General features: G+C 59.7%; 12 protein-coding genes. 3 read left to right on the top strand and 9 right to left on the bottom strand.

Annotated elements, in window-relative coordinates; all coding sequences use genetic code 11:
• Nucleotides 1-5 precede the first annotated feature (5 nt).
• Genes RIE53_06860 through RIE53_06850 form a run of 3 tightly spaced genes read right to left on the bottom strand, consistent with a single transcriptional unit; the run spans nt 6 to nt 4,592 of the window.
• Nucleotides 6-1,520: a sodium:solute symporter gene (locus tag RIE53_06860; GenBank protein ID MEQ9104402.1), complete on the bottom strand. Its 1,515-nt coding sequence runs from the start codon at nt 1,518-1,520 to the stop codon at nt 6-8.
• Nucleotide 1,521: 1 nt separating this feature from the next.
• Nucleotides 1,522-3,627 (bottom strand): NAD-dependent DNA ligase LigA, encoded by a 2,106-nt coding sequence (gene ligA, locus RIE53_06855; GenBank protein ID MEQ9104401.1) that lies wholly within the window; start codon nt 3,625-3,627, stop codon nt 1,522-1,524.
• Nucleotides 3,624-4,592, bottom strand: coding sequence for a hypothetical protein (locus RIE53_06850; GenBank protein ID MEQ9104400.1), 969 nt, complete (start codon nt 4,590-4,592; stop codon nt 3,624-3,626). Before RIE53_06850 ends, ligA begins: the two co-directional genes overlap by 4 nt.
• 186 nt (nt 4,593-4,778) lie before the next feature.
• On the opposite strand from RIE53_06850, the gene RIE53_06845 reads away from it, so the two are divergent.
• Nucleotides 4,779-5,672 carry a PIG-L family deacetylase gene (locus RIE53_06845; GenBank protein ID MEQ9104399.1) on the top strand — a complete coding sequence of 298 codons (894 nt, stop codon included), beginning with the start codon at nt 4,779-4,781 and terminating at the stop codon, nt 5,670-5,672.
• Here the strand turns inward: RIE53_06845 and RIE53_06840 are convergent.
• The 6 genes from RIE53_06840 to RIE53_06815 all read right to left on the bottom strand — a co-directional run bounded on the left by RIE53_06840 (nt 5,660) and on the right by RIE53_06815 (nt 12,252).
• Nucleotides 5,660-6,757 carry a glycosyltransferase gene (locus RIE53_06840; GenBank protein ID MEQ9104398.1) on the bottom strand — a complete coding sequence of 366 codons (1,098 nt, stop codon included), beginning with the start codon at nt 6,755-6,757 and terminating at the stop codon, nt 5,660-5,662. The two genes, RIE53_06845 and RIE53_06840, sit on opposite strands and share 13 nt — an antisense overlap.
• The gene (gene idi / locus RIE53_06835) at nt 6,754-7,359 is read right to left on the bottom strand and encodes an isopentenyl-diphosphate Delta-isomerase (protein MEQ9104397.1); all 606 of its coding nucleotides are present in this window, start codon (nt 7,357-7,359) and stop codon (nt 6,754-6,756) included. The genes RIE53_06840 and idi overlap by 4 nt, the downstream gene beginning before the upstream one ends.
• Nucleotides 7,356-8,849 carry a phytoene desaturase gene (locus tag RIE53_06830; GenBank protein ID MEQ9104396.1) on the bottom strand — a complete coding sequence of 498 codons (1,494 nt, stop codon included), beginning with the start codon at nt 8,847-8,849 and terminating at the stop codon, nt 7,356-7,358. The genes idi and RIE53_06830 overlap by 4 nt, the downstream gene beginning before the upstream one ends.
• Entirely contained in the window at nt 8,842-9,450 is a 609-nt protein-coding gene (locus RIE53_06825) for a 1-acyl-sn-glycerol-3-phosphate acyltransferase (GenBank protein ID MEQ9104395.1), read from the bottom strand. The genes RIE53_06830 and RIE53_06825 overlap by 8 nt, the downstream gene beginning before the upstream one ends.
• A gap of 62 nt (nt 9,451-9,512) precedes the next feature.
• Entirely contained in the window at nt 9,513-11,372 is a 1,860-nt protein-coding gene (locus RIE53_06820; protein ID MEQ9104394.1) for a carotenoid biosynthesis protein, read from the bottom strand.
• Nucleotides 11,362-12,252, bottom strand: a complete 891-nt coding sequence (locus tag RIE53_06815; GenBank protein MEQ9104393.1) for a cobalamin-dependent protein — start codon at nt 12,250-12,252, stop codon at nt 11,362-11,364. Before RIE53_06815 ends, RIE53_06820 begins: the two co-directional genes overlap by 11 nt.
• Before the next feature lie 168 nt (nt 12,253-12,420).
• On the opposite strand from RIE53_06815, the gene RIE53_06810 reads away from it, so the two are divergent.
• Entirely contained in the window at nt 12,421-13,749 is a 1,329-nt protein-coding gene (locus RIE53_06810) for an amidohydrolase family protein (protein ID MEQ9104392.1), read from the top strand.
• Complete coding sequence (locus tag RIE53_06805) at nt 13,749-14,963, top strand: amidohydrolase family protein (protein MEQ9104391.1); 1,215 nt, start codon at nt 13,749-13,751, stop codon at nt 14,961-14,963. Before RIE53_06810 ends, RIE53_06805 begins: the two co-directional genes overlap by 1 nt.
• Nucleotides 14,964-15,071: the final 108 nt, after the last annotated feature.

The following is a 15,071-nucleotide window of genomic DNA, read 5'->3' as shown; positions in this document are numbered from 1 at the left end:
GTGGTCTACCTATGCCGCAATGAGAGGGTTGATCCGGTGAGCAGGGCGATGCCGGCTCCTATGGCCGTATACCACGGCCATGCAACGGCCACCAATCCCGCCTTTTCTGTCGCATCGGGAAACAAGGAAAACACGAAGGATCCATCCGGAGTCATCCACACGCCGAAAATAATGACCACCATGGCCCCGACGGACACCAGGAATGCGGCAATGGCATCCCCCTCATTGGGCCGGCTCGTCCACAGGCCCAGCAGGAATCCACCCAACAGGGCTCCATACGTGAAGCTGGCAATGGACAGTCCCAGTTCGACCACGGGGTTCTGTTGATTCTCGAACAACGTGGCAAAGAAGACAAAGACGAGTGCCCAAACCAGCGTCAACAGCCGTGATACACGCAGCTTCCGGTCCTCGGTCAAGCGCGCGAATCGTTCCGTGAACAGATCCAGTACGGACGACGACGCCAAAGCATTCAGGCTGGACGAGAGGGTACTCATGGCCGCCGCGATGATGCCGGCGAGTACCAATCCGGCGAGCCCGGTCGGCAGACCCTCCACGATGAATTTCGGAAAGACCTCGTCCGCTCGCGTCAGCCCCAGATCGCCGATGGACGCGCCATCATAATACAGCCACAGCATGGCACCAACCGCCAGAAACGCCGCAAACTGCACCATTACGAATAACGCACTTCCGATCAGTGCTTTCCTCGCGTCAGCAAGACTCCGGCATGCCAGGAGACGTTGAACGATCAGTTGATCCGTGCCATGGGAGGCCATGGAGAAAATAGCACCTCCAATTACCGCCGTGATGGTGACGTATGGCTGCGAGAGCAGGACGAAAGGATCCAAACTGTGGAAGAACAAATCGGTTTTTCCCGCTGCCTTCAGGGTTTCCCATACAGGCACATCGACTGCGCCGCCGACCAATACGAGCGTCAGGATCGCACCCAGAAGGTACACCGACATCTGGACCACATCCATCCAGACAACGGCCTTGAGTCCACCGACGTACGTGTAGGCGGCCGTCAGGATACCAATACCCAGAATGATGATCGGATATCCTAAATCCATGCCCGCCGATGCTGCGATGACCTTGATCGGAATGGCGGTCGCGAACAATCGTACCCCGTCTGCCAGCAGCCGGGTCACCAGGAAGGTCACCGATGCCACGCCCTGGAGACGCGGTCCGAAACGTGTGCCCAGGAACGCGTATGCCGTGCCGACTTCTCCCGAATAGTACCTCGGCAACAGGTAGAGCGATACCAAGACGCGACCCAGCAGGTAACCAAACGTGATCTGGAAGAAGGTCAGCGTACCGGCATAGGCCACGGCCGGAATGCCGATGATGGTCAGCGTGCTCGTTTCCGTGGCGACGATTGAAAAACAGATGGCCCACCACGGCATCTGCCTGCCGCCCATGAAATAGTCCTTGGTGCTGGTCTGTTTCCCGGCAATGCGTATCCCGAAAATGACCACCGCAGCCAGATAGACCACCAGGACGGCGGCATCGAGGAAGGTCAGCATGTTATTCGGCCCGGTTTGTGATCATGTCAAGGAGGTCCTGCTCTGAAATCATGGGGATCCCCAATTCGGCGGCTTTCGAGGCCTTCGATCCCGCGTTCTCGCCGACCACGACAAAACTGGTCTTTCGGGATACCGAAGACGCCGTCCGCCCCCCGAACCGCTTCACCAGGGATTCGGCCTCCTGCCGACTCAAGGTGGGAAGTGTGCCTGTAACGACAACAGTCCTTCCGTGAAGAGCGTCGTTCGACCCGGCGTCCGCGACCAAGACCGGCTGCTCTCCCTCGAGCCGGCGCATATTGACACCGACATCCTTCAGGGCACGCAGCAATCGCTGGTTGTCCTCGCGTTGGAACCAATCATGTACGCTCTGGGCAATCACATGGCCAACGCCGTCGACCTGCTCCAGATCAGCTGTCGTCGCCTGGCCAAGTGCATCCATCGAATCGAATGAGGAAACAAGCACTTCCGCCGTCGTCTTTCCGACATGCCGGATACCCAGACCGAACAGGAGTCTGGACAGGGAGCATTCGCGGGCAGCCTGTATGGCTTGAATCAACTTCTCTGCCTTCCGCTCTGCGAATCCGTCCAGCCCGAGCAGGTCTTCGGCCGCCAGGCGGAACACATCATCCAGATGCCTGACCAAACCGGCTTCGGCCAATTGGACGGCCAGTTTGGCCCCGAGTCCCTCGATATCCAATGCACTCCGCGAAGCAAAATGCTCAAGCAGCCGGACGAACTGCTGCGGACAGTCCGCCGAAACACAGTACCAGTCCACTTCGCCATCCAGGCGTTCCAGGGGCGTGCCGCACTCCGGACACGTCGTGGGGGGCGTCCATGGGTCTTCCTTTCCCGTTCGCGCAGCAACGACTGGACCCATGACCTGCGGGATGACATCCCCGGCCCGTCGGACGGTGACCGTGTCCCCGGGTCGGATGTCCCGTTCACGGATGTAGTCAAAATTGTGGAGCGTGGCCTGGGAAACGGTGACGCCGCCAATGGCTACCGGTTTCAGGACCGCTTCCGGAGTCATCTGACCGGTCCTGCCCACATTGACTATAATATCCTCCAGCAACGTGGTGGTCTCCCGAGCGGCGAACTTGTAGGCAATGGCCCACCGCGGGGCATTCGAGACGTTCCCGAGCTCAGCCTGAAGGTCAAGTCGGTTCACCTTCAGCACTACGCCATCAATTTCGTAGTCCAGTTCATCACGGCGGTCGGACAACCCCTCGCAATAGGACGGGACGGCATCCATGGAAGGAAACAATGCCACATGATCGTTGACTTCAAACCCCCATGATCGAAGTGATTCCAGCAGTCCGGAATGGGTCGTGGCCGGGACCCGGCTCGACGGTCCCATGGCGTAGGCGAAGAATGACAACGGTCTGCCGGCCGTGATCCTTGAATCCAGCAGGCGCAATGATCCCGCTGCGGCATTCCGTGGGTTGGCGAACGGCTTGCCCCCCTCCTTTCGCAGTCGCTCGTTGAGCCAGTCAAACGCGGCTCGCGAAAAATAGACCTCACCGCGCACCTCCACGCGTTGCGGTACCTGCTCACCGGACAGTTCCAACGGCACGGATTTGATGGTCCGCACGTTCGCGGTGATATCCTCTCCGGTTCTCCCATCCCCTCGTGTAGCTCCCCGGACCAGGATGCCATCTTCATAGGTCAGGGCAACGGCCAGTCCGTCAATTTTGGGCTCAGCCACCATTTCCAGGTCGTCATCACCCACCTCCAGACGGCGTCGACACCGCTCGTACCAAGCCGTCAGATCCCCTGTCGAGAACGCATTTCCCAGAGACAGCATCGGTTCCGGATGGGCCACCTTGCGGAACGCATCCAGCGGAGGCGCGCCCACCCGGCGTGTCGGCGAGTCCTCCTTCCGCAATGACGGGAACGTCTTCTCGAATTGCTTCAGAATGTCGATCAGTGCATCGTATTCGGCATCCGAAATCAGTGGATCATCCAAGGCATAATAGCGGTCCGCGTGTTCGGACAGGACCGTTGTCAGGCGGGATACCCATTCCCGTGCGTCTCGCTCCGAAAGACGTTTTACATCCAATCCCTCCGTGGCCTCTTGCAGGGAGCGTGTACGTTCCAGCAACGTCATCGATTGCGTTCAGGGGTGACCCCTGCAGCGGTCAGCGAATCGAACCAAGCCTGGGCAACCGTCCGCTCAACCGTGAAGACACCGTCCGTCAACCATGCATCGGGCACGGACCAGCCGTCGAGGGAATACGCGGCATGTTCTGCCTCCCTGTCAATCTGGATCCGGTTCACGAAACGGAAAGACACGGTCGAATCCAGTTCCACCCAGTACGGCCGTCGAATGTCTTCGTCCACGGCAACCCGGACCGGGTCCAGGATTTCGGAACGCGCCGTTATGAACAGGGTCAGCGTATCGGGCAGGATGACCGGGTCGGGCTCCTGCACGGCTGGCAACGAAAGCGCAATAGACACCGAGTCCTCTCCGACGGCCCCATCAGGGGAGTTTTCCGGCGCAGAAAGCAACCGGGCCACGGCAAACCAGATAAGGGCCATGAGGACCAGGGCCGACAGCACGGCCGTCGCCAACCCTCGCGTATTCGGCAACAGGAATCGTTTCTGCCCCAGACTGGTGTCCGGTGCGGCCGTCGTGAAGATGGTCGCCGACTCCGGTGAGGCATTGAGAGATGCCTCTGGCGAGGCTTCATGTGGCGTCCGATGCTCGGCCGGGGGATCGTCATCGGAAACCGGTCGTTCCTCAGGAGCATCCACTAACGGAGACGCTTCCGGCTCCTCACCGGTGGCCGACCCAGGCGCAACCCCATCATCGGATGCGTCCGAAGGCGCATTCATCAGGACGCGCAATCCCCCGTTGTAGGTCCCCGCCATGGCCGCTTCAATACCCTCAAGCAAGACCCGGGCATCCACACCCAGGACTGCGGCATAACTCGAATAGAGAGACCGGAGATAGACGCGATTGAACGTGGGATTGTGAATGAGCCCGGTTTCTTCCAACTCATCGACCACGTCTTCTGCCAGACGGAGGGACTCTATCAACTCCCGCTTGCCGAAACCTCGTTCGGCACGCAAGGCCTTCAGGTCGGCGGCAAAACGCCGACCTGCAGCAACTCGATCAGGACCGGATCCGTGTTGGGACATTCGCTGGCTTCGGGGAAAGTGGTCCCAAACTACGCCGCACGAACGGAATGATCCACTTGCGGTATACTGGGGCGCATGGACGCCCTTTACACCCCCATCCATTCCCTACCAACCGGTATGATCCTCCGACTGCTAGCCCTGATTACCCTGTTGACCTTCTGTCCAATCGGTGCGTCGGCCACCGACGGCCCCCGAGTGCTCATTGTGACGGCGCACCCGGACGATGAAGCCATGTTCGCGGCAACGGTCTATCGTATTGCGCACGCACTGGATGGTACCGTGGATCTTGCGCTCGTGACCAATGGAGCGGGCGGATATCGCTTCTCGACACTTGCCAACCGGATCTACAATCTGGATCTGACCGATCCGGAGATCGCCCGACGTCATTTGCCAGCCATCCGCAAGCAGGAACTGATGGCCGGAGGACAGATCATTGGCATTGCTGATTACTTCTTCCTGGACGAACCGGATGAAGGTAAAACGGAGCGGGCCGACTCCATTCTTCAATTCGTATGGGATGTGCCAGCGGTTTCGGCCCGGCTGGATCGCATATTGGCAGATGGCGACTATGACTTTGTCTTTACGCATCTTCCCATCCAGCCATTCCACGCCCACCACAAAGCCGCCACCATCCTTGCACTGGAAGCCATTTCCAGGATGGCGCCGGCCGAGCGTCCCGTCATCCTGGGCAGCTTTCCGACCGGAGGCATGGACGATGTCGTAGCCGCTTTCGAGGTCCTGGACGGCTATCCCGTTACCCGCATTGATCGAACCCGGGGCCCCTGGACGTTCGACCGGGCTACGCCGTTCGGAACGGACGGACGGCTCCACTATGGCATCGTCGCCAACTGGTTGATCGCCGAGCACAAGTCGCAGGGTACCATGCAGTTGTTCATGCAGAGTGAACCCGCAATCGAACGCTTTTGGTCATACAGCCTGAACGCAGCCGGGGCGGCAGAGCTCGTGCAGGACCTGTTCGACCGGATTCTTGCGGCTCCTCACCCGGACTGACGCGTCAGGATCCGCCCTTTCCACTCGTTCGTTCCGGTCCAATTGGCCCACGCCGAATGTATGAGCACGGCGGCTCCCAGGACCCATGAAACAGGCGCGGCCAAAGTAATCCGGAGTGGAACACCCAGAAACCGGTCGGTCACCCATTTTATGCCGAAAAGGGGAAGCAACAACACCGGATACATGATGGGCAGGACAAGAAGACCGGTGACGTAGACGGCCAATCCGACCACCAGTCGCACGGGAGAGCCACCCGCGATGTCGTACGCGTTCTTCCGGAAACCCGACCAGGCTTCCTCAAGGTTGGCGTACATGTGCACAAGCACGTCGTGCTGTACATCCATCAAGACGGGTCGGACGCCCTGACGATGGAGGTACCGGCCGATGTGGATGTCTTCCAATACTTGACCACGGACATGGTCATGCGGCTCGAACGTCCTGTACACCGATGCACGGACCATCCAGCATTGTCCATTGACGCCGGCCATGGATGACGCCGGAATCCGCTTCCCGACCCACCAGGGCATGGCAGACAGGATGATGCTTCCAATGAGGCTCACCAACAACGTCCCCCCTCCTTTCAGGCCGGTCACGCCGGTGCCTACCTCAAGGTCCATACCCTGGAACCGGGCCACCATTCGCCTCAACGCCTTCGGATCCGTCAGTTCCGTGTCTGCGTCCAGGAAGAGAAATACGTCCTCCCGTACACCCCGGGTCAGCCGATACAGCGCGTGGACTTTCCCCATCCATCCGGGGGGCGGACCATCCCCGTGCATGACGCGCAGACGGACATCGTCATATGCCGCAAGAATCTGTGATGTTCGGTCCTCGGACTGATCATCGTACACGTGCAACGACAGGGAGGGATAATCCTGGGCCAGGACCGACTCCACCAAGCGACCCACGTTCCGTTCTTCATTGCGGGCCGGCACGAGGACGGCCACGCTCGGCAAGGGTCCACTCGCCGTTAAACGACGTTGGCGACGCAGATATACTACGTTGGCAAGCGTGTTGAAAAGCACGACCAGGAATACGACAACCGCCACGAGGGCCATCCAGTCCAGAGTCGAATCGGGGGCCATCATGGGTCTGACCTGCGGGCTACCGGCAGGAATGCTGCCACCGTACCGTCGGCCTGGATATCCAGTCTGGGCGATCGGATCGTCCCTGGATTTCCCAACAGCTGGATGACCTCAGGAAGAGCCAACCGGAACCAGGGCGTGAAGGCGGTCGGGTCGTCAGCCATCCACGTCAGCAGCTCGGGTTCTTCCAGTACGGCCACCTCGGCCACTTCATCGGGGTTGGGCGTCCAGGTCCGAGAGCACGTACCCACGAAGACATGATCGTATTCATGCTCGATGAGTCCATTTTCCAATTCGCATCGGTATCGCATGTGCAGCACCGGACGCACGTCACATTGCATACCCAACTCTTCCATGAGACGCCGACGCACGGCCTCTGACGTGGTTTCTCCGGGAGCCGGATGCGAGCAGCAGGCATTCGAATACAGACCGGCCGTATGATATTTATCCAACGCTCTCCTCTGGATGACATGGCGTCCCTGTGCGTCGATCAGGAATACCGAAAAAGCCCGATGGAGCTCACCCGTCACGTGCACAAGCTCCTTGTCGCCTGTGCCCCGTTCACGATCGTTTTCATCCACCAATATGACTCGGTCCTTGTTCACGATCGGCCCGTCGGATGATCGGCGATAATGGATGAGAAGGTCGCCTCGGCGGACAGCATGACACCCGGTACGCCGGCACCGGGATGCGTTCCTGCACCGACGATGTACAGATCGTCCACATCCTCCGAGCGGTTGTGTGGACGGAACCAGGCCGTTTGCAGGATTTTTGGTTCCACCGAAAATGCGTTCCCTTCGAACGCATTCAGCTCAGACTTGAAATCCTCAGGAGTGAAAATGCGGCACACTTCGAGATGCTCCTTCAGTCCGTCCATCCCCCACGCCTCAAGGAAGCTGATGATTTTATCGGCATAGGGCTCCGCCTCCGTCTTCCAGTCGGTGGACGCCCGCAGGTTCGGAACCGGGACCAGCACGTACATGCTCTCACACCCTTCCGGTGCCATGGACGGGTCCGTGGATGTCGGTACATGGAGATACATCGAGAAATCATCCGGAAGGGTTTCATGACGGAAGATGTCATCGATGAGCCCTTTGTACCGTTCCGCAAGGATCAACGTATGATGGGCGAGGGCCGGATACGTCTTTCTCACTCCCAGATACAGCAGGAAACAACTCATGGTGTACGAAGCAGAATCGATCTTCTTGTCGGTCCATCGACGGCGGTGTTGTGGGTCGATGAGGTGCTTGTACGTCCATGCCACATCCCCATTCGATACCACGAGGTCGGCCGGGTAGTACCCATCGCGCGTCTCCACACCCGTTGCCCGGCCTCCCTCCACGGGGATCCGCCGGACTTCCTGATCGGTCCGGATCTGACCGCCCAGTTCCTCGAAAACCCGTCCCAACGCCTCCACGATCGCGTACATCCCCCCTTTTGCAAACCAGACCCCTTCTTCCTTCTCCAGATACGGAATCATGGCATAGATGGCCGGCGCCCGGAAAGGGTGCCCCCCTATGAACAGCGGATGGAAGCTGAACATGAACCGGTGCCGGAAGTCCTTGAAGAACCGACGGGCAAACATGGCAACGGGCATCAACGCACCCAAACGCATGGCACGGGGTACGAATGCAGCCATGCGGCCCAGGGTATCGAACGGAACCTTCCCGAGGCCATCCGTGATGACGGCCTGGTGGATGGGGCGCGTCGCTTCCATGTACCGGTCGTAATTCTCTGCATCCCGCGGGTTGAAGCGTGCCATCTGAGCCTTCATCCGGTCGGCGTCCCCCGAATAATCGACGCTGGTCCCGTCATGGAAGAAAATCCGATAGAAGGGATCGAGCGGCACCAAATCCACATAGTCTTCCAATCGGCGATCCGCTGACTGGAATATGGAACGGATGATGGACGGGGCGGTCACGAGGCTTGGGCCCATGTCGAACACGTAGCCCTTCTCTTCCATCCGGTAGGCCCGCCCACCAATGCGCGGGCGTTTTTCGTGGATGGTGACTTCGTATCCGGCTGCTTGCAGCCGGACGGCCAGGGCCAGGCCGCCAAAGCCTGATCCGATGATGGAAACGGTTTTCTTACTCATTTTCAAATTGAATGGGGGCATTTTCACCCAGTGCATTCAGTCGCGAACGAAGGGACACGACTTGTCCGGTTACCAGGGCCTCCACGTCATGGACGTGATGCCCCAGGGAGGCAAAGGGTACCGGCGACCCGAACGACATGAACACCGCCGGTTTCTTCAGATGCAGCATTTCCGTTGCGAGCGCGGTCGGAATGACCATGACCGGGCCTGCGATATGGGACAGGACGCGGGTCAGGCTCTTGAACCCGAGCGGAAGTTTGTCCCCGGGAAAGATTCGGCCCTGTGGAAACAGGGCCAGCGTATCTCCCGGGCGGAGTGCATCCCGGAGCACCCGTGTCACGTTCCGCACACTCGAAATCGACCCGGGAGAAATCGGTACCGCCCCGGCACCCCGGAAAATCCAGTACCGTTCGTGGCTTTCTTCCAGGACAATACTCAGGTGTTTTCCCGGCTTGCGAACCTTGAAACGTTCCGCCCAGACGGCGAAGCCATCCCATCGTCCGGAGTGATTGCATACGAACGCCGTCACGGCAGCCGGATCCAGAACGGGGCAACCGGACGCGAACACGCCGGACAATTGCCGTTGTAGGGAATGGCGCACGGTCATGTGCATGAGCCGGACTTTTCCTGGCCGCCAAACCGTTTCAGGATCGGGTTCGGGGTTCACGTTCGTGTCCCGGGTGTGGATGGCACCGTGGACGATGTCGGAACCGTTTCATCGGAATGGTGAAGTCGGCGGCGCAAGAGCATGTACCGCATCAGGCCGCGACACGCCAACCACATCTTGCGAGCGGGTCCGGTCCACACGCGCTGCTGCAGGCTGTTCCACCCTGATTTCTCGACCTCCGTGTGGATTCCGCGGTAGACCATGGCCGCCACGGCAACGGCGCGACCGAACGGTGGAGAAAGGGACGGAATGGCGGACCAAGCGTGGTCATATTCGGCGTCTGCAACATCCCTGAGCTCCTTCATGAGATCCGTCCATGCCGGCAGGATCACACCGGTCCGCACCATGTCCCGCAACGCCTGCTCTCCGAGTCCGTGACGCACCAGCATATCGTTCGGGATGTAAATCCGGTCCATCCGTAAATCCTCACCGACGTCCCGCGCAATGTTGGTCATTTGCATGGCGCGACCGAGAGCGATGGCCCTGGACAGTTTCCAGGGCGAGGCTTCGTTGAACAAATGACACATCATTATCCCTACGGTCGATGCAACGCGATACGTATAGGATCGGAGATCATCCATCGTTTCCACGCGAACGCGGCCAAGGTCCGACTCCACGCCGTCCATCAACTCCGACAGCACGGTCTCCGACAAGCCGGACTCCCGCAATTGACCCATGAGCTCATCGAGCCATGCGATCCCTGAAGCCGTGCCGTTGAAACTATGGATTACGGTTTCGCGCCAGCGATCCAGCAATTCACGTCGCACGGACGATTCGAGGTCCTGTCGATCTGCCAGGTCGTCCGTCACACGACAGAACGCGTACAACCGGGCAACCCTCCGCTTGTCCGCTCGGGGAAACAGATTCGACGCGAACGAGAACGAGCGGGAGTGTTGCCGGAAGAAGGTCCACATGCGATCGGCAACCGTTGCCAGGGCCCGATCCATTTCTTCAGGTTCGGGCTTCCCCGACGAGAATTCCAGGACGGGGACATGACCGGGGGGCGTATCGCCGGATCCGGACGATTTCCGCCCCATACGGGCATACAGTTCTACAGTGGCTACGAAAACGACCACGGAAACCACGACACCCAGCCATTCTCCGGCCACCGCCAGCATGCCGACCGGCAGCATGAACAGCAGGACATAATACAAGGAAAGCCATCGGACACTCAGCAGACTGCGCCAGCGGTGTACGCCGGTCGCGTCCAGGGCAGCTGCCAGAACCACGCCGGTAACGAACCATCCCACGAGGTTGATGAACGGCATGCCGTAATAGGCCCCCTCAACCCCCCACTCCCAATACGGGACCAGAAAGCTCATGGCCGGATCGAGGGCGAGATCCCACACCATAAGGAGAAAACCGGTCAGCAACCACCGCACCAGCTTGTTCGACTCCCATCCAATCAGGTGTCCGGTCATGATCCAGGACGGCAAGGCCATGGTGAACCAACTCAACGGAATGAGAACGGGAACGTGATCGAACCACTTCACCCCAAGGAAACTGGTATAGGCATAGTCGCCGAACGGAAATCCGGTGGTCGTGCCGAGGAGTTCGCTCGTCAGACTGAGGATATATACAGCGACGAGCGGAAGCACCCACCGGAAACCGGCCCGTCTTACGAGATGGATGGCCAGCACGATTCCGGAAAGCCAAACTTGACCCTGGGCGAAAAACCGGTAGCTGACGGCGTAAAACGATGCCGATTCAGGAAAACGGGCCAAGTTCTGTGGGTTCAGGGCAAAGAACCAATACCCCAGAATGGCCACCAGGGAGAACACACCCAGGACAGACAACAGCACGACCGATGTCCGGTCCATTCTGCCGCCATCCGTGAACAACATCCTACTTTCCATGGCGGACCTCCAGCCAGTCGTCAAAGTCTTCTGCATTGTTGAATACCCACGCACGTTCCAGGCCGAACGCCTGCCGTGCGAATTGCGCACCGGAACCGCCGATGGCCAGGTCGAAGGGGACGTCCTCACGTTCCAGGGATGTCACGTCCCGAACGAATTGCCGGATTTCCGCAGGTTCGCGATGACTCGACATCGACACGGCCACCAGTGTAGCCTGGTGGCGGCGCTGATACAAGAGCAGGTCTTCCACCGGTACATTCTGACCAAGGTAGATGACTTTCCAGCCCCGTGCGGACAGGAGTACACGGACCATCATGGCACCCGTCCCATGCGATTCATTGGGTCCACAACCGACAATGGCAACACCGGTTGGCGTATCGGACTGCTCCCGACCGATTTCAGCCAAAAGCCCGTAAAGGACGTCGAGGAGGCTTTCTGAAATACGGTGCTCATCTCCGATCTCAAAGGCCCCCCGTGCCCAAGAGTCGCCGATTTCCTGCATGACGCGACCGATGAGTTGGTCAAACAACCGGGCGTACGGAATGCTCATCGAATTGCAGAGGTGCAGCAACGCGGTCAACTTGTTGGCCTCGGCATGAAGCAACCATTCCCGCATTTTCAGGACCAGGATGTCGGCACTGCGCCCGTGACGCAATTCATTGGCCCCGTTCCAGACCAGACCCGCGTCCTTCCCGAATTTCAGCAAGGAGCATTCCATGCCACCCTGTCTCGCGAAGTCCAGCACGTCTTCCAGGTCGATCCTGCGGTGACCACCCGCCGTGTACGAACAGGCCAACTCCTCGGAGTTGCACCATCGCTTCACGGACGACTCGTGAACACCCAGAAGGCTGGCGGCCTGTCGTGATGAGACCAGTTCCATATCGTCTATTTCGTTTATATGATCGTTTACAGTACGCGGTATTCGCGCATCACCCCCTTTTGTTTCCGTCTTTTTTTAATATTTGATCGGTTTTGTTTTCCAGGTTGGGATGACGTCGCAGCGTGGGGTATCATTCTGTCCAGTTCCTGTCCATCAATATCCCCCACCATGAAACCAGCCGGCCTGCGTGCGTCGTGCATGCGTCTCCTTCTGTGGTTTTCTTTGGCTGCAACGGCTGCAATGCCTGCCTTTTCGCAGACCCAGGCATTCACGGGCGCCCGAATCATCCCCATTGACGGTCCTGAAATCCCGAACGGCGTCCTGATCGTGCGGGATGGCACTATACTCCAAGTGGGTGACGCCGCTTCGGTCCGTATTCCGGACGGTGCCGTGCGGCACGACCTGGATGGTCTCGTCATCATGCCGGGCCTCGTGGATACCCACAGCCATATCGGAGAGGTAGAAGGCGCCGATGCGTCTGCTCCCATCCAGCCGGATATCCGCGTACTGGACTCCATCAACGCGCGGGATGCCGGCATCCAGAAGGCCCAGGCTGGTGGGATCACCACCGCCAATATCATGTCGGGCTCCGGGCACCTTCTCTCCGGCCAGACCCAGTACGTAAAGCTGCGCGATGGGCGGACGCTGGATGACATCATGCTGCGTGACGACTCCGGAGCACCACTCGGAGGCATCAAGATGGCCAATGGCACCAATCCCCGACGCGCCGCTCCGTTTCCGGGTACGCGCGCGAAGGCGGCCGCACTGGTCCGTGCGGAGTTTATAAAAGCGCGGGAATATCGGGAAAAACTGGTTGCTGCCGGGGACGATGCATCCAAGCTGCCCCCCCGCGATCTCGGACTCGAGGCGCTCGTGGGTGTCCTCGAGGGCAAGACGGTCATCCATCACCACACCCACCGCCACGATGACATCCTCACGGTCCTCCGGCTTGCGGATGAGTTCGGTTTCCGCGTGGTTCTGCACCATGTCAGCGATGCCTGGAAGGTTGCCGACGAGATTGCAGCGGCGAATGCCCCCGTGTCGCTGATCGTGATCGACAGTCCGGGCGGCAAGATGGAAGCCGTCGACGTGCACATGAAATCCGGTGCGGCCCTTGAGGCTGCCGGTGCCCTCGTCGGATTCCATACCGATGACGGCATAACCGATTCACGCTTTTTCCTCCGCCAGGCCGCCCTGGCGGTGCGTGCGGGTATGTCCCGTGAGGGTGCACTTGAGGGCATGACGCTGGCCGGTGCACAGATGTTGGACCTTGCTGACCGGATCGGTTCCCTGACGGCGGGCAAGGATGCGGACTTCGTCGTGTTGTCCGGCGATCCGCTGAGCGTGTACACACAGGTCCTGTCCACATGGGTGGATGGCGTCCGGGTATTCGATCGTTCCAATCCGGATGATCAATTGATTGCCGTCGGCGGATACGGTGCCAGCCACGACCAGGCTTCCCACGAACACATCCTCTCCCGCGAGGTGGACTACTGATGCGTTTCATTCGTGCAAGTCTCTGCTGCCTTTTCCTGTTCGCGGCGCTGGATGTGTCCGCGCAGATCGCGGTCCGTGCCGAACGAATCCATACCGCTGCCGGACCCGTCATTGAGCAAGGGGTCATCCTCATCCAGGATGGAAAGATCCACCAGGTCGGACCAGCGTCCGACATCCGCATACCCGATAATTACCGGGTGCTGGAAGCGACGGTGGTCACTCCCGGCTTGATCGATGCGCACTCGGTCGTCGGTTTGTCCGGTTATTTGAATCAACCCCATGACCAGGACCAACTGGAAACGTCTGCACCCATCCAACCCGAATTGCGGGCCATCGATGCCTACAATCCACGTGAGGCCCTCGTGGAATGGGTCCGTGGATTCGGCATTACGACCATCCATACGGGCCACGGACCCGGCGCAGTAATCTCGGGCCAGACGCTTATAGCCAAGACGTCCGGTGAGACCGTGGATGACGCCGTCATGGTACCTGCTGCCATGGTGGCGGCAACGTTGGGCAATGGAGCGCGCGCGAGTGGCGGCAAGGCACCCGGGACCCGGAGCAAGATGGTTGCCATGTTGCGCGCCGAACTCATCAAGGCCCGGGCCTACGCGGACAAGCGTGCGGAACACCAGGACGATGGTACCTTCACCCGGGATTTGCGCATGGAGACCCTGGCGGCCGTCCTGGACGGCGAAATGCCCCTGCTGGTCACGGTCGAGCGCGCTCATGACATCCTGACGACCATCCGCCTGGCCCAGGAGTTCGGCATCCGACTCGTCCTGGATTCCGCCGCCGAGGCCCATCTGGTCCTGGATGAGATCAAGGAATCCGGATTCCCGGTCATTTCGCACGCCACGATGGCCCGACACTCCGGTGAACGCGAAAACGCCACCTTCGAACAACCCGCACGGCTTCGGGGTGCCGGAATTCCGTTCGCGTTGCAGAGCGGATATGAAGCGTACGTGCCGAAGACTCGGGTCGTCCTGTTCGAGGCCGGTGTGGCGGCTGCCCACGGTCTCTCGTTCGACGAGGCCCTTGCGTCCGTCACGATGGATGCGGCCCGGATTCTGGGTATCCAGGAGCGTGTCGGCTCCATTGAAGTCGGCAAGGATGCCGACCTGGCCCTGTTCGATGGCGATCCGTTCGAGTACACCACGCACTGCACGGGCGTCATTATTGACGGCGTGGTGGTTTCCGAAGAGATCCGCTGAGCAGGAACTGGGCAAGACGTCCTGAGCATGTGCCCATCCGTTCTAACCGCTGCTTCATCAAGTACTGGAAACAAGATGCGTTCATGCGGTTCAAAAGACCTTTCCATT

This window comes from Rhodothermales bacterium (genome assembly GCA_040221055.1).
Classification (GTDB): domain Bacteria; phylum Bacteroidota; class Rhodothermia; order Rhodothermales; family UBA10348; genus 1-14-0-65-60-17.
This window is presented reverse-complemented; position numbering and strand designations above follow the sequence as displayed.